The following is a 20,171-nucleotide window of genomic DNA, read 5'->3' as shown; positions in this document are numbered from 1 at the left end:
ATAATTAATAGATACCCTGAAAGGAAGAGCATCATGAACTTAGAAGAATTAAAGAAACGACAGGAGAAGATCCGCAACTTCTCTATTATCGCTCATATTGACCACGGAAAGTCAACGCTGGCAGACCGCATTTTGGAAAAGACTGAGACGGTTTCAAGTCGTGAAATGCAAGCCCAGCTTTTGGATAGCATGGATTTAGAACGGGAACGTGGGATTACCATTAAACTCAATGCCATTGAGCTCAATTACACTGCGAAAGATGGCGAGACCTATATTTTTCACTTGATTGACACGCCAGGGCACGTGGACTTTACCTATGAAGTTTCGCGTTCGCTAGCTGCCTGTGAAGGGGCGATTTTGGTGGTTGATGCGGCCCAAGGGATTGAGGCACAAACTCTTGCCAACGTTTATCTAGCATTGGATAATGATTTGGAAATTCTGCCAGTCATTAACAAGATTGACCTACCGGCAGCTGATCCAGAGCGTGTGCGTACAGAGATTGAGGATGTCATCGGACTGGATGCCAGCGAAGCGGTCTTAGCTTCTGCCAAAGCTGGTATTGGTATCGAAGAGATTCTTGAGCAAATTGTGGAAAAAGTTCCAGCCCCAACTGGTGATGTGACGGCTCCACTCAAGGCCTTGATTTTCGACTCTGCCTACGATGCTTACCGTGGGGTTATCCTCCAAGTTCGTGTCATGGATGGGGTAGTCAAACCTGGCGATAAGATTCAGCTCATGAGCAATGGCAAGGCCTTTGATGTGACGGAGGTCGGAATTTTCACACCGAAAGCAGTTGGTCGCGATTTCCTAGCGACAGGTGACGTTGGTTACATTGCTGCTTCTATCAAGACGGTTCAAGATACGCGTGTCGGTGATACAGTGACCCTAGCAAGCAATCCTGCAGTAGAACCGCTAGATGGATACAAGCAGATGAATCCTATGGTCTTTGCAGGACTTTACCCAATCGAGTCAAACAAGTACAATGACCTTCGTGAAGCCCTTGAAAAATTGCAGCTCAACGATGCCAGTCTTCAGTTTGAACCAGAAACATCTCAGGCGCTGGGATTCGGTTTCCGTTGTGGATTCCTTGGACTTCTCCATATGGATGTTATCCAAGAGCGTTTAGAACGTGAGTTCAATATTGATCTCATCATGACAGCTCCATCTGTTATCTATAAGGTTAACCAAACTGATGGTGAGTCTATGGATGTGTCTAACCCATCTGAGTTCCCAGACCCAACTAAGATCGCGACCATTGAAGAACCTTATGTTAAAGCGCAAATCATGGTACCACAGGAGTTTGTTGGTGCAGTAATGGAATTGGCTCAGCGCAAACGTGGGGACTTTGTAACCATGGATTATATTGATGACAATCGTGTCAATGTTATCTATCAAATTCCACTCGCTGAAATTGTCTTTGACTTCTTTGATAAGCTCAAGTCTTCAACGCGTGGTTATGCAAGTTTTGACTACGAATTGTCAGAGTACCGCCCATCTAAGCTAGTGAAAATGGATATCCTTCTCAATGGTGATAAGGTCGATGCACTCAGCTTTATCGTTCACAAGGACTTTGCCTACGAACGTGGAAAACTCATCGTTGATAAGCTTAAAAAAATCATCCCTCGTCAACAATTTGAAGTACCAATCCAAGCAGCTATTGGACACAAAATCGTGGCTCGTACTGATATCAAAGCCCTTCGTAAGAACGTACTTGCCAAGTGTTACGGAGGTGACGTTTCTCGTAAACGCAAACTCCTTGAAAAACAAAAAGCTGGTAAGAAACGCATGAAAGCTATCGGATCAGTAGAAGTCCCACAAGAAGCCTTCCTCAGCGTTTTGAGTATGGATGAAGAATAGAAAGTTGAAACAAAACTCTTGAAGATTTCTCAAGAGTTTTTGCTTTAAATGTGAGCTATAAAATCGGAAACTAACAGAATCGATTAGGTTAGAATTTGACAGAAGTCCCTATTTTTCTTATAATGCAGATGGAAAGGTGATAGGATGAAAAAATTATTAATTTTAGGAACTGTTGTTACTGCTAGTGTTTTTTTAGCTTCATGCTCTAATAAATCACAAACAGCAACCGAAGAAAGTTCGTCTGCAGTTGTTAGTTCTTCTAGTAGTCAGGAAACGAGTAGCACTAGTTCTGCTGTTTCTGAAGCGAAAAAGGAAGAGACGCAAATCATCGGCTCGAATGAGTATGGTTTTGTCAAGGTGCCCAAATCATGGGTTCGATTCCATGAAGTAGAAGGTGGAAATGATATACAGTATTGTGATGGAACAGATATCAACATTGTTACACTTAATACCTTCAAGGCTGAGCAGTTTAATATCAGCGAAGAAAAATATGCTAAACTGGATATTGTGACTGTCTCTGCTAGTATTTTAACTTCCAAAGAACAAAGCTCTGATTTCAGTAAGGTTTGGGGCTCCAAATCGACCATTGGAGGTTATGAAGCCTATGTTGTCAATGCAATTGCTAAGTCAGGGAAATACCTCGTTACCTGGGTTTTCCGATCAAATGATGGTAAAATCCGCTATGTTTCACTTGAAGGGGATGGAGAAACTTTAAAAACAATCTTACCGATGGTTGAAAGTAGCTGGTCAACTACTAAATCTGAATAAATGAAAAAAAGAAGATCAACTGGTCTTCTTTTTATTTTATTTACGAATAGATAGATGAGTAGAAAAAGAAATGGAGTTGTATATGAAGATCACAAACTATGAGATTTACAAATTGAGAAAAGCAGGGCTGACCAATCAACAAATTTTAACTGTCCTTGAATATGATGAGACTGTAGATCAGGAGCTCCTGCTAGGTGATATTGCAGAAATCTCTGGTTGCAGAAATCCCGCTGTCTTTATGGAACGCTATTTCCAGATAGATGATGTGCAGTTGGAGAAGGAGTTTCAGAAATTTCCATCCTTTTCTATTCTTGACGACTGTTATCCTTGGGATTTGAGTGAGATTTACGATGCTCCAGCACTCTTGTTTTATAAGGGAAATCTAGACTTGCTGAAGTTTCCAAAGGTTGCTGTTGTAGGGAGTCGTTCATGTTCTAGTCAGGGTGCAAAGTCGGTTCAGAGAGTCATTCAAGGTTTGGAAAACGAGTTAATCGTGGTCAGTGGTTTGGCTAAAGGGATTGATACGGCTGCCCACATGGCTGCACTCCAGAATGGTGGAAAAACGATTGCTGTGATTGGAACAGGATTGGATGTGTTTTATCCTAAAGCCAATAAACGCTTGCAGGAGTATATTGGCAATGACCATCTGGTTCTCAGTGAATATGGACCTGGCGAGCAACCTCTGAAATTTCATTTTCCAGCTCGAAATCGAATCATAGCAGGATTATGTCGAGGAGTTATTGTAGCAGAGGCAAGAATGCGTTCAGGGAGTCTCATAACCTGTGAGCGTGCTATGGAGGAAGGGCGCGATGTCTTTGCCATTCCAGGGAACATTTTAGATGGCCATTCAGATGGCTGTCACCACCTGATCCAAGAGGGAGCAAAACTGGTCACCAGCGGTCAAGATGTGCTGGCTGAGTTTGAATTTTAAGGAGAAATGGTTCACTCAGATAAACTTTTCTTCTATACTATAGGAGTTAAGTCTTGACAGCTATAGAAAAATGGTTTACACTTTATAAAGTTTATTACTTTGAAAAGGTGTGATAGTGTGGCTACGGCAACAAAGAAGAAAAAATCAACAGTTAAAAAAAATCTAGTCATCGTGGAGTCGCCTGCTAAGGCGAAAACGATTGAGAAATATCTAGGCAGAAACTACAAGGTTTTAGCTAGTGTCGGGCATATCCGTGATTTGAAGAAATCCAGTATGTCAGTCGACATTGAAAATAACTATGAACCGCAGTATATCAATATCCGTGGAAAAGGCCCTCTCATCAATGACTTAAAAAAAGAAGCCAAAAAGGCCAATAAAGTCTTTCTGGCGAGTGACCCGGACCGTGAAGGAGAAGCGATTTCCTGGCATTTGGCTCACATTCTCAACTTGGATGAGAATGATGCCAACCGTGTAGTCTTTAATGAAATCACCAAAGACGCAGTAAAAAATGCCTTTAAAGAACCGCGCAAGATTGATATGGACTTGGTCGACGCCCAACAGGCTCGTCGTGTCTTGGACCGCTTGGTAGGGTATTCGATTTCGCCAATTTTGTGGAAAAAGGTCAAGAAGGGCTTATCAGCAGGACGTGTGCAGTCTGTTGCCCTTAAGCTCATCATTGACCGTGAAAATGAAATCAATGCCTTTCAACCAGAAGAATACTGGACAATTGATGGTGTCTTTAAGAAGGGTACCAAGCAATTTCAGGCTTCTTTCTATGGTATGAATGGCAAAAAGATGAAATTGACCACCAACGAAGAAGTCAAAGAAGTCTTGTCCCACCTAACGAGCAAAGATTTTACAGTAGATCAGGTAGATAAGAAAGAGCGCAAACGCAATGCGCCCCTACCTTATACGACTTCAACCATGCAGATGGATGCGGCTAACAAAATCAATTTCCGTACTCGAAAGACCATGATGGTGGCTCAACAGCTCTATGAAGGGATCAATATCGGATCGGGTGTGCAAGGTTTGATTACCTATATGCGTACAGACTCGACTCGTATCAGTCCAGTAGCTCAGAATGAAGCTGCAAGCTACATTAACGACCGTTTTGGTAGCAAGTATTCCAAGCATGGTAGCAAGGTCAAGAACGCCTCAGGCGCTCAAGATGCCCACGAAGCTATTCGTCCATCTAGTGTCTTTAATACACCAGAAAGCATCGCTAAGTACTTGGATAAAGACCAGCTCAAGCTCTATACCCTTATCTGGAACCGTTTTGTGGCCAGCCAGATGACGGGAGCTATCTTTGATACCATGGCTGTTAAATTGTCTCAAAATGGGGTCCAATTTGCTGCCAATGGTAGTCAGGTTAAGTTTGATGGTTATCTTGCTATTTATAATGATTCTGACAAGAACAAGATGTTACCAGACATGGCTGTTGGAGATGTGGTCAAGCAAGTCAATAGCAAGCCAGAACAACATTTCACCCAACCACCTGCTCGCTATTCAGAAGCAACGCTTATCAAGACCTTGGAGGAAAATGGGGTTGGACGTCCATCAACCTACGCTCCGACCATTGAAACCATCCAGAAACGATACTACGTTCGTCTGGTAGCCAAACGCTTTGAACCGACAGAGTTGGGAGAAATTGTTAATAAACTCATTGTTGAATATTTCCCAGATATCGTAAACGTGACCTTCACAGCTGAGATGGAAGGAAAACTGGATGATGTCGAAGTTGGAAAAGAGCAGTGGCAACGTGTTATTGACACCTTTTACAAACCATTCTCTAAAGAAGTAGCCAAGGCTGAAGCAGAAATGGAAAAAATTCAGATCAAGGATGAACCAGCTGGATTTGACTGTGAAGTCTGTGGTAGTCCGATGGTGATTAAGCTCGGTCGTTTTGGTAAATTCTATGCTTGTAGCAATTTCCCAGACTGCCGTCATACACAAGCGATTGTCAAAGAGATTGGTGTCGAGTGTCCAAGCTGTCATCAAGGACAAATCATCGAACGCAAAACCAAGCGCAATCGTATCTTTTATGGTTGCAATCGCTATCCAGAATGTGAATTTACTTCCTGGGACAAACCGATTGACCGTGACTGTCCAAAATGCGGACACTTCCTTGTGGAGAAAAAAGTCCGTGGTGGTGGCAAGCAAGTTGTATGTAGTAATGGCGACTACGAAGAGGAAAAGATCAAATAAAATGCAGAGTCCTGAAAATGAATTTCAGGCTCTTTTTACTTGAAGCTTGACAAATTTCCTCACTGTATGCGAAACTAGAGGAAGAGTAATTTATCTAGGAGAAGTTATGCGCATTATTTATTTCTGTATTGGTTTTATTTCTTTGGCTCTAGCTCTTGTAGGTGTTGTCCTGCCGCTCTTACCAACAACTCCCTTTCTTTTGCTGTCTATCGCTTGCTTTTCAAAATCTTCTAAGCGTTTTGAAGACTGGCTTTATCACACCAAGCTCTATCAGACTTATGTAGCTGATTTTCGGGAAACCAAGTCTATAGCGCGTGAACGCAAGAAAAAAATCATCGTATCTATCTATATCTTGATGGGAATTTCTATTTATTTTGCCCCTCTTTTGCTAGTCAAAATCGGTCTGGGAGCCCTGACTGTCTTTATCACCTATTATCTCTTTAAAGTCATTCCTGACAAAGAATAGATAAAAATAGTAGTTATTTGCCTTGATAAAAATGAAAGCATATTTAAAGCAATATGATATAATAAATTTAAAGAAAACATCAAGGAGAATCAAATGATTTACGAATTTTGTGCTGAAAATGTGACCTTGCTAGAAAAAGCGATGCAGGCTGGAGCTCGTCGAATCGAACTTTGTGACAATCTAGCAGTAGGAGGAACAACACCTAGCTATGGAGTGACCAAGGCAGCGGTTGAACTGGCAGCTAACTACGATAGCATCATTATGACCATGATTCGTCCCCGTGGTGGCGACTTTGTCTATACTGATATGGAAATAGCAATCATGCTAGAAGACATTCGTTTGATTGCACAGGCTGGAAGTCAAGGGGTTGTATTTGGGGCTTTAACTGCTGATAAGAAGTTGGATAAGGCTAATCTTGAGAAGCTGATTGCCGCATCTAAAGGAATGGAAATTGTCTTTCACATGGCCTTTGATGAATTAAGTGATGAAGACCAGTTGGAAGCCATTGACTGGCTCAGCCAAGCTGGTGTCACTCGTATCTTGACTCGTGCTGGGGTGTCTGGTGACTCGCTAGAGAAACGTTTCGCTCATTATCACAGAATTTTGGAACATGCTAAAGGTAAAATTGAAATTCTACCAGGTGGGGGGATTGACTTGGACAACCGTCAAACCTTTATCGAACAGTTGGGAGTGACACAACTGCATGGAACTAAGGTTGTCTTTTAAAAAATAGAAAGGAACTGCTAGCTTTTGGTAGCAGTTTTCACTTATGTTTGAAATTTTTAAATCCTATCAGTTTAATAAAGAAAAAGCCCATGCCTATGGTTTTGTAGAAAATGAGGAAGTCTGGACTTACAGTTGCCAGATTTTTCAGGGTGACTTTTTCATGACAGTCTCTATCACTACTGATGATGTGAGTTTTCAGGTCTTTGATCAGGAAACGGGTGACCTCTATCCTCAAGTACATATGGAAAGTATGAGGGGAAGTTTTGTCGGAAGTGTTCGTAAGGCTTGTTTGGAGATTCTCTACCAGATTCGGAAGGCTTGCTTTGATGTACAGGATTTTATCTGTCCTCAGACTAAGCGTATCATGGCTCAAGTTCAAGAAAAGTATGGCAATCAGTTGGAGTATCTGTGGGAAAAGTCGCCTGATACAGCTGTATTGCGCCATGAAGGCAATCAAAAGTGGTATGCTGTTTTAATGAGAATTCCTTGGGATAGGCTAGATAAGGGGAGAGAAGGGCTAGTGGAAGCAGTCAACCTCAAACATGACCAAGTAGCTGCCTTGCTTTCGCAAAAGGGAATTTACCCAGCCTTTCATATGAACAAACGCTACTGGATTAGTCTTGCTCTTGATGGTACTTTATCTGATGAAGAAGTTCTAGATTTGCTGGAAACTAGTTGGAATTTGACTTTGAAAAAGTAAGGAAATACCTTTGTATTTTCAAATACTTTTAATTAACAAAATATTCTTTACTGAAGAAATTTTCAGAAAATAATGGATTTTTTCTTGACAAGTGTTTTTGGCTATGCTAAAATACTAAACAAGATATCAAACGAAGGAGAAAGTCAAACATGAAAACAGCTAAGTTTAATCAATTTGCTTTGTTGTTGAGGTACTCGGGCTAGTGCAGAAGCATTAGTCCTGTTTGGCTTACCAAGCGGGAGTAAATCAACATCTCGCTTGGGTTCCCGAGCGAGATGTTTTTTTAAAACCACATTTGGAAAAGGGGAAATCTTATGCGAACAGTTGAATTTTTTGATACAAGCCTTCGTGATGGGGAACAAACACCTGGTGTTAACTTCTCAATAAAGGAAAAAGTTTCCATTGCAAGACAGTTGGAGAAATGGGGTATTTCTGTAATTGAGGCTGGTTTTCCGGCTGCTAGTCCAGATTCATTTATAGCCGTTCAAGAAATTGCTAAAGTCATGAAAAAAACAGCAGTGACAGGATTAGCTCGTTCTGTAAAATCTGATATTGATGCTTGTTATGAGGCGCTTAAGGATGCCAAGTATCCACAAATTCATGTCTTTATTGCTACCAGTCCGATTCATCGCAAGTATAAGCTCAATAAGAGCAAGGAAGAGATTTTAGAAGCTATCAAGGAACATGTTTCTTACGCACGTTCTAAGTTTGAAATCGTCGAATTCTCTCCTGAAGATGCGACTAGAACAGAGTTGGATTTCCTCTTACAAGTCGTTCAAACAGCGGTCGATGCAGGTGCATCTTATATCAATATCCCTGACACAGTTGGCTTTACGACTCCAGAAGAGTTTGCACGTATCTTTGATCACTTGACTGAAAATATTAAATCAGATCATAAAGTTGTCTTTGGTGTTCACTGTCACGATGATCTCGGTATGGCAACTGCAAATACTTTGACAGCAATTAAACACGGTGCTGGACGTGTCCAGGGAACTATTAATGGTATCGGTGAACGCGCAGGTAATGTTGCTCTTGAAGAAGTAGCTGTTGCTTTAAAGATTCGTGAGGATTTCTTCCAAGCAACTAGTGATATTATTTTGGATGAAACAATGAATACGTCAGAAATGGTTTCTCGCTTCTCAGGTATTCCAGTTCCTAAAAATAAAGCTGTCGTCGGTGGAAATGCCTTTTCTCACGAGTCTGGTATTCACCAAGATGGGGTTCTTAAAAATCCTCTCACTTATGAGATCATCACACCTGAATTAGTTGGTGTTAAGAGCAATAGTCTTCCGCTTGGAAAATTGTCAGGTCGCCATGCCTTTGTTGAAAAACTAAGAGAATTAGCTCTAGATTTTACAGAAGAGGATATCAAACCACTCTTCGCTAAGTTCAAGGCACTAGCGGACAAGAAACAAGAAATCACAGATGCAGATATTCGCGCTCTGGTCGCTGGAACCATGGTTGAAAATCCAGAAGGCTTCCACTTTGATGATTTACAACTTCAAACTCATGCAGACAATGACATTGAAGCGCTCGTTAGCCTAGCCAATATGGATGGTGAGAAAGTCGAATTTATTGCGACAGGGCAAGGTTCCGTTGAAGCGATCTTTAACGCTATCGATAAGTTCTTTAACCAATCTGTTCGTTTGGTGTCCTATACTATTGACGCGGTGACAGATGGAATTGATGCCCAGGCTCGGGTCTTGGTCACTGTTGAAAACAGAGATACAGAGACTATCTTTAACGCAGCAGGGCTTGATTTCGATGTACTGAAGGCTTCGGCTATTGCCTACATCAATGCCAATACCTTTGTTCAAAAGGAGAATGCTGGTGAGATGGGGCGTAGCGTTTCTTACCGAGACATGCCTAGTGTGTAAAGGAGAAGGCTATGACAAAGAAAATAGTAGCTCTAGCAGGGGATGGAATCGGTCCAGAAATCATGGAAGCTGGTTTAGCAGTTCTAGAAGCTCTAGCTTCAAAAACAGGTTTTGACTATGAGATAGATAGATGCCCCTTTGGAGGTGCAGGTATTGATGCTGCGGGGTATCCCTTACCTGATGAAACCCTCAAGGCATGTAGAGAAGCAGATGCTATTCTCCTTGCGGCTATCGGTAGTCCTCAGTATGATGGAGCATCGGTTCGGCCTGAACAAGGCTTGCTGGCTCTTCGTAAGGAACTCAATCTCTATGCCAATATTCGCCCTGTTAAGATTTTTGATAGTCTCAAGCATTTGTCACCTCTCAAACCCGAACGAATTGCTGGTGTAGACTTTGTCGTGGTGCGTGAGTTGACAGGTGGGATTTACTTTGGGGATCATATCCTTGAAGAGCGAAAAGCGCGTGATATCAACGACTACAGCTACGAAGAAGTAGAGCGGATTATTCGCAAGTCCTTTGAAATCGCAGGAAGTCGCAGAAAAATCGTTACTAGTATCGATAAGCAAAATGTTCTAGCGACATCAAAACTCTGGCGCAGAGTAGCTGAGGAAGTCGCGCAGGATTTCCCAGATGTGACCTTGGAACACCAGTTGGTGGACTCAGCTGCTATGCTCATGATTACCAATCCTGCCAAGTTTGATGTTATTGTAACGGAGAATCTTTTCGGAGATATCTTATCTGATGAATCAAGCGTTCTATCAGGTACACTTGGAGTTATGCCATCTGCTAGTCACTCTGAAAATGGCCCAAGTCTCTATGAGCCCATTCACGGTTCGGCACCTGATATTGCTGGTCAAGGGATTGCCAATCCTATTTCCATGATTTTATCAGTTGCCATGATGTTGAGAGATAGTTTTGGACGTTATGAGGATGCGGAGCGTATCGAGCATGCTGTTGAGGCTAGTTTAGCGGCTGGTGTTTTAACTAGAGATATTGGAGGACAGGCTTCGACCAAGGAAATGACAGAAGCCATCATTGAAAGATTATGAAGATAAATGAAGGACTCACACTTGCCCTCTTGATTTGGAATTTGCTGGTTTTCTTGATTTATGGCATTGACAAATCCAAGGCAAGAAGAGGTGCTTGGCGCATCCCAGAGAAAATCTTACTCATTTTAGCCTTTACTTATGGTGGTTTTGGTGCCTGGTTGGCAGGAATCACCTTTCACCACAAGACTAGAAAATGGTATTTTAAAACAGTTTGGTTTCTCGGGATGGTAATCACACTAGTAGCCTTATATTTTATTTGGAGGTAATGGATGGCAGGAAAATCGATTTTTGATAAATTATGGGAACGCCATGTCATCACAGGAGAAGAAGGGCAGCCTCAACTCATGTATGTGGATCAGCACTATATTCATGAAGTGACCAGTCCCCAAGCTTTTCAAGGACTGCGAGACGCAGGTCGTAGATTGAGACGACCAGACTTGACATTTGGAACCTTTGACCACAATGTACCAACGGTCAATATATACGATATTCGAGATGTGATTTCTAAGGCTCAAATTGATAAGCTTGCTGAAAATGTTGAGGAGTTTGAGATTGAACATGCTGCCCACGGTTCTGAAAAGCAGGGAATCGTTCACATGGTTGGTCCAGAGACAGGACGGACTCAACCAGGAAAATTCATCGTCTGTGGAGATAGCCATACTGCTACTCACGGAGCTTTCGGAGCTATCGCCTTTGGGATTGGGACCAGTGAAGTCGAGCATGTCTTTGCTACCCAGACCCTCTGGCAGGTCAAACCCAAGAAAATGCTGGTAGAATTCACAGGTGTCCCTCAAAAAGGAGTTTATTCTAAGGATTACATTCTCGCCTTAATTGCCAAGTACGGTGTTGCTTGTGGTGTTGGCTATGTGGTTGAATATCGTGGGCAAGCGATTGATGCTTTGACCATGGAAGAGAGAATGACTATCTGCAATATGTCCATCGAGTTTGGTTCTAAGATGGGAATTATGAATCCAGATCAGACTACCTATGACTATCTCAAGGGACGAGAATGTGTTCCAGAGGACTTTGAGGAGGCAGTTTCTGACTGGAAGACGCTTGTAAGCGATAGTGATGCCGTTTATGATAAGGTTATCCAGATGGATGTCTCTGGCTTGGCTCCTATGGTGACTTGGGGAACCAATCCTGCTATGGGCGTTGACTTTGACAGTAGCTTCCCAGAAATTAAGGATATGAACGATGAACGAGCTTATCATTACATGGATTTGGAGCCTGGTCAAAAGCCAGCGGACATTGAACTAGGCTATATCTTTATCGGTTCTTGTACTAATGCTCGGCTCAGTGATTTGCAACTGGCTGCTCGATTTGTCAAAGGGAAGAAAATAGCTCCTAACTTAACTGCTATCGTGGTTCCAGGATCCCGTCCTGTGAAACGAGCTGCTGAGAAGTTGGGCTTGGATAAGGTTTTCTTAGATGCTGGTTTTGAGTGGCGAGACCCAGGTTGCTCTATGTGCCTAGGGATGAATCCAGACAAGGTCCCTGATGGTGTTCACTGCGCCTCAACCAGTAACCGCAACTTTGAGGATAGGCAGGGATTTGGTGCTAAAACCCATCTCTGCAGTCCAGCCATGGCAGCAGCAGCAGCTATTGCAGGGCGTTTCGTAGATGTTCGGCAGATGCCAGAAGCTCAGTAAGGAGAGGATATGGAGAAATTTACAGTTTATACGGGAACGACCGTTCCTCTCATGAATGATAACATCGACACTGACCAAATACTCCCCAAGCAGTTTCTCAAGTTAATTGATAAAAAAGGCTTTGGTAAGTACCTCATGTATGCTTGGCGTTATCTGGACGATAATTACACTGAGGATCCAGATTTTGTCTTTAACCGACCTGAATATCGTAAAGCTAGTATTCTCATCTCGGGGGATAACTTTGGGGCGGGGTCTTCGAGGGAACACGCAGCTTGGGCTCTAGCCGACTATGGTTTTAAGGTCGTGATTGCAGGTTCTTTCGGGGACATTCATTACAATAATGAACTCAATAATGGCATGTTGCCTATTGTTCAGCCCAGAGAGGTTAGAGAGAAACTAGCCGAACTTAAACCTACCGATCAGGTAACTGTGGACTTGGAACAACAAAAAATCATCTCATCAGTTGGAGAATTCACTTTCGAAATCGATAGTGAATGGAAACACAAGCTCTTAAATGGTTTGGATGATATCGGTATTACCTTGCAGTATGAAGACTTGATTGCTGCTTATGAAAAACAACGCCCAGCCTATTGGCAGGAATAGAATAAAAATAGAAAAGGAAATAAAACTATGACAAAACACATTCAATGGAACGGAACACTTTCACAAGAAGGCTATGACATTTTAAAAGGTGAGGGCGGATGTATTGTTTGCCCTACAAAAGTTGGTTACATTATCATGACTAGCGATAAGGCAGGTCTTGAACGCAAATTTGAAGCTAAAGAGCGTAACCGTAACAAACCAGGTGTTGTACTTTGTGGTAGCATGGACGAGCTACGCGCTTTAGCACAACTCAACCCAGAAATTGAAGCCTTCTACCAAAAACATTGGGACGAAGACATTCTCCTCGGTTGTATCCTTCCTTGGAAACCAGAAGCTTTTGAAAAACTCAAAGCATACGGTGATGGCCGTGAAGAACTTATGACTGACGTTCGTGGTACTAGCTGTTTTGTCATCAAATTTGGTAAAGCTGGTGAGCAACTGGCTGCCAAACTTTGGGAAGAAGGTAAGATGGTTTATGCTTCATCAGCTAACCCATCTGGAAAAGGAAACCGCGGTAAGGTGGAAGGTATCGGAGAACGTATCGAAGGAGCAGTGGACCTTGTCATCGAAGCAGACGACTACGTTGCTTCAATCCAACCGGATAAAACAATCGAAACTCGCTACGAGCAAGGTGTGATGGTCTCTATGGTTGATAAAGACGGAAAACTTATCCCAGAACAAGGAGGAGCACGTTCAACTTCACCAGCTCCAGTTGTAATCCGTAAAGGGCTTGACATTGATAAAATCATGATGCACCTGTCAGATACCTTTAACTCATGGGACTACCGTCAGGGTGAATATTATTAAGTTGAGTAGAACCTAAACGCCTATACTTTCACATGTTTTTATATATAGTGATTTCTGAGAATTAATTAGACATAATGAAAACAATCGTCTAAAAATTTTAAAAATTCAGTATAGAACATGCAAAATCCTAGAAAAAAAGGTAAAATAAAGATAGAAATTGATAACGGTTACATTTTAAAGTGAGTTTGAAGTAAGGTGGTTTATTAGTGGAATTTATCATTAGGAGACCCTGATTTACATAGATTACCGTTCGCTTAATGTAACTTATAATATATAAAAACTAAGTGGCATTTGAGTGCTTAAAAGTCCAAGATACTGTTTAAGAGGTTTTACGAGTAGTTTGTCTACTGAAAACAAGCTGATAGAACCTCACCATCATCATATAAATATTAGAATTATCCATTTAACGTCGTTCTTTCGCTTTCTACACTCTCCTTGTTAGCTTACTGAGAGTTGTAGCTGATGACAGCTAGAATTATACTGTAAGTGGCTCATCTAGACTCCCTTCGCATGTTTTGCTACTTGCAGTCGGGGTCTAAGTGGGCTTTTTTGACTTATAATTGATTAGTTGTCAACAATATTTTTAATAGTCGATAGGCATAGAATCGCTCATACCAGTAATCACAATGAATGGGAGGTGGAAAGGATTATTTAAATAGAAAGGCGGTAGGCAAGTGGGGTTATTGATGTCTCACTGACAAAAGAAAAGAGGCGCATTATGGGACTTATTAGAGCAGGTGTAGGAGCTGTAGGTGGTTCATTAGCCGATCAATGGAAAGAATTTTTCTATTGTGAGTCTATGGACAAATCTGTCATGGTTGTCAAGGGGCAAAAGCGGGTCTCTGGTCGATCATCCAATACTAAGGGCAGTGATAATATTATTTCCAATGGTTCAGGTATTGCAGTGGCTGATGGTCAGTGTATGATGATTGTTGAGCAAGGTAAGGTTGTAGAAGTTTGTGCCGAACCAGGTGAGTTCACTTATGATACCTCCAGCGAACCAAGTATTTTTACAGGAAATCTTGGAAATTCTATCAAGGATACTTTCAAACAAATTGGGAAACGTTTCACTTATGGTGGCGATACTGGCAAAGATCAGCGTGTGTATTATTTTAATACAAAAGAATTAATTGATAATAAATTCGGTACACCGAACCCAATTCCATTTCGTGTGGTAGATTCTAAGATTGGTTTAGACCTTGACGTTTCTGTTCGATGCTCAGGGGTTTATTCTTATAAGATCGTTGACCCGCTTTTGTTTTATACAAATGTTTGTGGAAATGTTGAAAGAGAGTATTTGCGTGAAGAAATTGACTCACAGTTGAAAACTGAATTTATCAGCGCCTTGCAACCTTCATTTGCTAAGTTATCTGATATGGAATTGAGACCGAATCAAATTGTCAGTCACAATACAGAATTAGAAAATGCCCTCAATGAAACTCTCTCAGAAAAATGGGGTCAACTTCGTGGTCTTAAAGTCATTAGCATTGCACTCGGCTCTGTTACTCTCCCAGAAGAAGATGCTGAAATGATCAAGCAAGCCCAACGTACTGCTATTATGAAAGATCCGACTATGGCGGCCGCGACTTTGGTTGGTGCACAGGCAGATGCTATGAAGGCAGCCGCAAGTAATGAAGCAGGAGCTATGACTGGCTTTATGGGCTTCGGTATGGCAGCCAATGCAGGTGGTGGCATGAATGCTCAAAATCTCTTTGCTATGGGACAAGAACAGGCAGCAAACCAAGCACAAGCAACCAATCAAGCAGCAACTGCCACTCCGAATGTCAATAAGTGGATTTGTCCAAATGGACATGAGGCTATGGGCAAATTCTGTCCAGAGTGTGGCAGCCCGAAACCAGTGGACAATAGCTGGACTTGTTCATGTGGTACACCAAATACAGGTAAATTCTGTTCAAATTGTGGCAGTCCAAAACCTGCAGTTCATCAAGTAAAACACTGTAGTAACTGTGGTTGGAAAGTTCCAGATTCTGGCCAGGCACCGAAATTCTGTCCTGAATGCGGGTCAACGTTTTAGAACAAGACAACTCTAGATTGGCTTAGTATCGGGAGAGGAGATGATGACATGGCTGATAATTTAGAATATAAATGTCCTTGTTGCGGTGGTGCTTTAGCCTTTGACACGAAAATCCAAAAAATGAAGTGTCCTTACTGTGACTCTGAATATGAAATGGAAAGTCTCAAGCACATGGATGAAGGTTTGGTAGAAGTACAGTCTTCTACTGAGTCAACTTCAACAACCTATTCTACTGAAGAATGGCAAGAGGATGATGAACAGCTGAACGTCTTTATTTGCAATTCCTGTGGTGGACAATTGATTGCTGATGAAAATACTGCTGCAACAACTTGCCCTTATTGTGATAATCCAGTTGTTCTCAAGGAACGTCTGGTAGGTGATTTGAAACCAGAGTTGGTTATTCCGTTTAAACTGGATAAAAAAGCTGCCAGAGAAGCGCTTAACAAGCATCTTCTCGGCAAGCGTTTATTGCCAAAAATTTTTAAGGATCAGAACCATATTGATGAAGTAAAGGGTGTTTACGTACCATTTTGGTTATTTAATACAGAAGCGGATGCGGATATTAAGTACAAAGCAACTAGGATAACGACTTGGAGTGACAAAGATTACAATTACACCCAAACTGAATTTTACTCTGTCCTTCGTTCTGGTCAGTTAGCCTTTTCTCATCTACCTGTTGACGGTTCTAAGAGTATGGACAATACCTTGATGGAATCTATTGAACCTTTTGATGTTTCAAAAGCAGTTGACTTTCAAACAGCCTATTTAGCAGGTTATTTGGCCGAGCGTTATGATGTGACGGCAGAAGAAAGTATCACCCACGCTAATAAACGGGCTAAAAGGAGTACTGAAGATAGATTTGCGGAAACAGTTAAAGGCTTTACAATGGTAACTCCAGAAAGTAGCCATGTTGAGTTTAAAAATAGCAAAGCCAAGTATGTCCTTTATCCAGTCTGGTTGTTAAACACAACTTGGGATAATGAAAAGTACGTTTTTGCTATGAATGGTCAAACAGGAAAATTTGTAGGCAATCTTCCCTTGGATAAACGAGTCTACTGGCGCTATTTTATGACGATTGCAGCATTTACTTCTATTGTTTGCTATGGCATTGTTTGGTTGATTTATCTAATGTAAGGAGGAAGATATGATGAAAAAACTACTATCATTCCTTCTTGCGGTTTTTCTCGCTTTTACCTTGATTGGGATTGTGTCAGCTGACATGTCAAGTCAAACTTTAATTTATGATGAGGCCGGTCTCCTATCATCCAATGAGAAAAGCAAATTAGAAGAAGAAGCACAAGCTATTTACAAAGAGCATCAGTTCAAATCTTATCTGCTCATTGCTGACTCTTATGATGATGTAACTCAATATACAACGGATTTCTTCAAGAGAGGGAAGGAAGATGCTATTCTTCTGATAATAGGGAAGTCTAAAGATTATAGAACTATCTGCTACAAGGGAAAAGCAAAAGAACTTCTAGGAGATTTTTGGGATACCTTTATCAAAGGAGTTTATCATAGCAATAGTAGTTGGTATGACAGTGCCCACCGCAGTTTGACTGCTATTGCTGCTAAGTTTGGACCCCTGAAGCGTCTCGTGGATGAAGCGGATTTACTGAGTGATGCAGAAGAAAAAGATTTATTAAGTAAACTTGATGAGATTAGTGAGCGGCAGAAATGTGACCTTGTTATTGTGACTGTCAAGGATCTGGGAGGGAAGACACCAGAAGCCTTTGCAGATGATTATTTTGACTATAATGGTTATGGTCAGGGTGAGGACTATAGTGGTTTATTGTTATTGTTAAGTATGAAGGAACGGGATTGGCATATCACCACAACAGGTTATGCGATTCGAGCATTTACCGATGCAGGTTTAGAATATATGTCTAATCGGTTCGTTCCGAAACTAAGCAACGGAGAATATGAGCAAGCATTTAGCAGTTTTGCAGAACTGAGCGATAAGTTCTTAACGCAGGCTAAGACAGATAAACCTTATGACAAAGGGAATCTTCCTAAGGAACCGATAAGTTGGATATGGGTGCCCCTATCTCTAGGTGTAGGTCTTGTCACAGCCTTTGTAGTTGTTTCAAGTATGGCTGGTCAACTCAAAAGTGTGGATCCAGATGTGGCAGCGACAAATTATATTGTAGAAAATAGTCTCACTATCACTCAAGCAGAAGAAAAGTTTCTATATAAAACGATTGATAAGGTGGCTCGTCCCAAAGAGAGTAAATCTTCTTCTGGAGGTAGCAGTACTCATACATCTTCATCAGGAAGAACTCACGGTGGTGCAGGAGGCAAGTTTTAATTAGAAGTAGATGAGTGAATGAGATAGACTTTCAAATCTATTTTAGGAGAAAGGGAAGTAACATGAAAAAATTATTTAGCTTGATATTGGCACTTCTGTTACTTATCACGCTTGGAGCTTGTGGAAAATCAGGTGGAAGAGCGGACGATGCCTTAGTGGGCAAATACGTAGCTGTTAGTGGAACGGCCATGGGAGTAACCCTCTCTGGTGATGATATGGCTGGCTTCAAACTCGAATTGATGAGTGGAGGCAAGGCGAAACTAAACGTAGAAGGAACAACTGCAGAAGGTAAATGGAAAAATGATGATAATACGTTAACTCTTACTATTGAAAATACTGATATGGTTGGCAAGCTTGGTAAGGATACGATTACATTTGAAAGCATCTTGAAAGAGCTTGTCGGAACTTCAATGGATGTAAAACTTGCAAAAGAAGGAACAGATGCAGCGAAACCTGAGAACTTCTTGCCAGAAGAAGAGAGAGCCCTCTTAGGAGACTGGATAGGCGCGTCTGTAGCGGATGTAATGGATGCAGACGCATCTGGAGAAATAGCACCAGATTCCTTGAAGGCAACTTTAAAGGCAGATCATACTTCTACAATCACCTATAAAGGAGAAGTAATTGCCACTCCTAATTGGAGTTATGTGACGGGTACCATTATATTTGAAGGTAAGGTTGCTGGAAATGCGAGTCTATACAGTGAACAAAAAGATGGGGTCTTTAAAATAACTTATAGCGGAGATAAGTATTATACCTTTACAATGAAATCATCTAAAGGAGATTAGAATAATAAATGGGCTAAATCAGTGCGGTGATGGTATGGAACTGTCATCGCACTTTTGGATTGGCTAATGTAGTTATTAACAATAATTTACGGATCCAAAAATTTTAATGATTTCATAGGATTTTGATTGCAATAAAAACGAACGTTCATAAACTATTTACTCTAAAAATTGACAAAAACTGTACTTTAGTTTATAATAAATTAAGGAAACGTCGGAAAAGACGTAGTGATGCGAAGGCATAGGTAGGTCATTACAAAAGAAACGAGACATCGATATGTTAAATGAATTTCCAATTTTTGATTACGAAGATATTCAATTGATCCCAAATAAATGTGTCATTAAAAGCCGTGCAGAAGCAGATACCAGTGTCACACTTGGAAATCACACTTTTAAACTACCTGTTGTACCAGCAAATATGCAGACGATTTTGGATGAGAACGTAGCAGAGCAACTTGCTAAAGGTGGGTACTTCTATATTATGCATCGTTTTGATGAGGAAGGACGCATTCCTTTTATCAAACGCATGCACGATCAAGGGCTTATTGCTTCCATTTCTGTTGGTGTTAAGGATTACGAGTATGACTTTGTTAGCCAACTCAAGGCTGATGCTCCTGAGTATATCACGATTGATATCGCTCACGGTCATGCGGATAGCGTGATTTCTATGATTCAACACATCAAGAAAGAGTTGCCAGATACATTTGTCATTGCTGGGAATGTGGGAACGCCAGAAGCTGTGCGTGAATTGGAAAATGCTGGTGCCGATGCAACAAAGGTCGGAATTGGTCCTGGTAAGGTTTGTATCACCAAGGTTAAGACTGGCTTTGGTACAGGCGGTTGGCAATTGGCTGCCCTACGCTGGTGTGCCAAGGCTGCGCGTAAACCGATCATTGCAGATGGTGGGATTCGTACTCATGGTGATATTGCCAAGTCTATCCGTTTCGGTGCTAGCATGGTCATGATTGGTTCCCTTTTTGCAGGACACATCGAAAGCCCAGGGAAAACGATTGAAGTCGATGGCGAACAGTTCAAAGAATACTATGGTTCAGCTTCTCAATACCAAAAAGGAGCATATAAAAATGTGGAAGGTAAGCGCATCTTACTGCCTGCTAAAGGGCACTTGCAAGACACCCTTACTGAGATGGAGCAGGACTTGCAAAGTGCAATCTCCTACGCAGGGGGACGCAAGGTTGCTGACCTCAAGCACGTTGATTATGTTATCGTGAAAAACTCTATCTGGAACGGGGATGCATCCCACTAATAGGCGCTTAGTCCATCCATAAAAAACTTGTTATTAGAGCAAATTTCTGTTATAATGAAACAAGTTTCCACCCTTAGTGTAATGGATATCACGTAAGATTCCGGTTCTTAAGATGGGGGTTCGATTCCCTCAGGGTGGATG

General features: G+C 41.6%; 18 protein-coding genes and 1 tRNA gene. All 19 read left to right on the top strand.

Features of this window, described 5'->3' with window-relative positions:
* Positions 1–33 precede the first annotated feature (33 nt).
* The 19 genes from lepA (at position 34) to SORDD05_RS10100 (ending at position 20,169) form a co-directional block, all read left to right on the top strand.
* On the top strand, positions 34–1,857 hold the full coding sequence (gene lepA / locus SORDD05_RS02620) for a translation elongation factor 4 (protein ID WP_061416967.1): 1,824 nt from the start codon (positions 34–36) through the stop codon (positions 1,855–1,857).
* 144 nt (positions 1,858–2,001) lie between these two features.
* Positions 2,002–2,625: a hypothetical protein gene (locus tag SORDD05_RS02615; RefSeq protein ID WP_061416966.1), complete on the top strand. Its 624-nt coding sequence runs from the start codon at positions 2,002–2,004 to the stop codon at positions 2,623–2,625.
* Between the two features lie 82 nt (positions 2,626–2,707).
* Positions 2,708–3,556 (top strand): DNA-processing protein DprA, encoded by an 849-nt coding sequence (gene dprA / locus SORDD05_RS02610; protein WP_061416965.1) that lies wholly within the window; start codon positions 2,708–2,710, stop codon positions 3,554–3,556.
* A gap of 117 nt (positions 3,557–3,673) precedes the next feature.
* On the top strand, positions 3,674–5,761 hold the full coding sequence (gene topA, locus SORDD05_RS02605; protein WP_061416964.1) for a type I DNA topoisomerase: 2,088 nt from the start codon (positions 3,674–3,676) through the stop codon (positions 5,759–5,761).
* A 106-nt stretch (positions 5,762–5,867) separates the two neighbouring features.
* Positions 5,868–6,227 (top strand): YbaN family protein, encoded by a 360-nt coding sequence (locus tag SORDD05_RS02600; RefSeq protein WP_061416963.1) that lies wholly within the window; start codon positions 5,868–5,870, stop codon positions 6,225–6,227.
* Between the two features lie 93 nt (positions 6,228–6,320).
* A complete protein-coding gene (locus tag SORDD05_RS02595) occupies positions 6,321–6,953 on the top strand; it encodes a copper homeostasis protein CutC (RefSeq protein ID WP_061416962.1) in 633 nt (210 codons plus the stop codon).
* 43 nt (positions 6,954–6,996) lie between these two features.
* Positions 6,997–7,653 (top strand): MmcQ/YjbR family DNA-binding protein, encoded by a 657-nt coding sequence (locus tag SORDD05_RS02590; protein ID WP_061416961.1) that lies wholly within the window; start codon positions 6,997–6,999, stop codon positions 7,651–7,653.
* A gap of 314 nt (positions 7,654–7,967) precedes the next feature.
* Entirely contained in the window at positions 7,968–9,530 is a 1,563-nt protein-coding gene (locus tag SORDD05_RS02585) for a 2-isopropylmalate synthase (protein ID WP_061416960.1), read from the top strand.
* Positions 9,531–9,541: 11 nt separating this feature from the next.
* The gene (gene leuB / locus SORDD05_RS02580) at positions 9,542–10,579 is read left to right on the top strand and encodes a 3-isopropylmalate dehydrogenase (RefSeq protein ID WP_061416959.1); all 1,038 of its coding nucleotides are present in this window, start codon (positions 9,542–9,544) and stop codon (positions 10,577–10,579) included.
* On the top strand, positions 10,576–10,845 hold the full coding sequence (locus tag SORDD05_RS02575; protein ID WP_061416958.1) for a DUF1294 domain-containing protein: 270 nt from the start codon (positions 10,576–10,578) through the stop codon (positions 10,843–10,845). Before leuB ends, SORDD05_RS02575 begins: the two co-directional genes overlap by 4 nt.
* Before the next feature lie 3 nt (positions 10,846–10,848).
* Positions 10,849–12,231: a 3-isopropylmalate dehydratase large subunit gene (gene leuC / locus SORDD05_RS02570; protein ID WP_061416957.1), complete on the top strand. Its 1,383-nt coding sequence runs from the start codon at positions 10,849–10,851 to the stop codon at positions 12,229–12,231.
* A gap of 9 nt (positions 12,232–12,240) precedes the next feature.
* A complete protein-coding gene (gene leuD / locus SORDD05_RS02565) occupies positions 12,241–12,834 on the top strand; it encodes a 3-isopropylmalate dehydratase small subunit (protein WP_061416956.1) in 594 nt (197 codons plus the stop codon).
* Positions 12,835–12,861: 27 nt separating this feature from the next.
* Complete coding sequence (locus tag SORDD05_RS02560) at positions 12,862–13,641, top strand: L-threonylcarbamoyladenylate synthase (RefSeq protein ID WP_000160505.1); 780 nt, start codon at positions 12,862–12,864, stop codon at positions 13,639–13,641.
* Positions 13,642–14,359: 718 nt separating this feature from the next.
* Positions 14,360–15,676 (top strand): SPFH domain-containing protein, encoded by a 1,317-nt coding sequence (locus SORDD05_RS02555; protein ID WP_061416955.1) that lies wholly within the window; start codon positions 14,360–14,362, stop codon positions 15,674–15,676.
* A gap of 48 nt (positions 15,677–15,724) precedes the next feature.
* The gene (locus tag SORDD05_RS02550) at positions 15,725–16,810 is read left to right on the top strand and encodes a TFIIB-type zinc ribbon-containing protein (protein ID WP_061416954.1); all 1,086 of its coding nucleotides are present in this window, start codon (positions 15,725–15,727) and stop codon (positions 16,808–16,810) included.
* Positions 16,811–16,820: 10 nt separating this feature from the next.
* On the top strand, positions 16,821–17,984 hold the full coding sequence (locus SORDD05_RS02545) for a TPM domain-containing protein (protein ID WP_061416953.1): 1,164 nt from the start codon (positions 16,821–16,823) through the stop codon (positions 17,982–17,984).
* Positions 17,985–18,046: 62 nt separating this feature from the next.
* Positions 18,047–18,769, top strand: coding sequence for a hypothetical protein (locus tag SORDD05_RS02540; RefSeq protein WP_061416952.1), 723 nt, complete (start codon positions 18,047–18,049; stop codon positions 18,767–18,769).
* Positions 18,770–19,043: 274 nt separating this feature from the next.
* Positions 19,044–20,030, top strand: a complete 987-nt coding sequence (locus SORDD05_RS02535) for a GMP reductase (RefSeq protein WP_061416951.1) — start codon at positions 19,044–19,046, stop codon at positions 20,028–20,030.
* Between the two features lie 67 nt (positions 20,031–20,097).
* A tRNA-Arg gene (locus SORDD05_RS10100) sits at positions 20,098–20,169 on the top strand.
* Positions 20,170–20,171 lie beyond the last annotated feature (2 nt).

Origin of the sequence: Streptococcus oralis (assembly GCF_001578705.1) — a bacterium.
Classification (GTDB): domain Bacteria; phylum Bacillota; class Bacilli; order Lactobacillales; family Streptococcaceae; genus Streptococcus; species Streptococcus oralis_J.
This window is presented reverse-complemented; position numbering and strand designations above follow the sequence as displayed.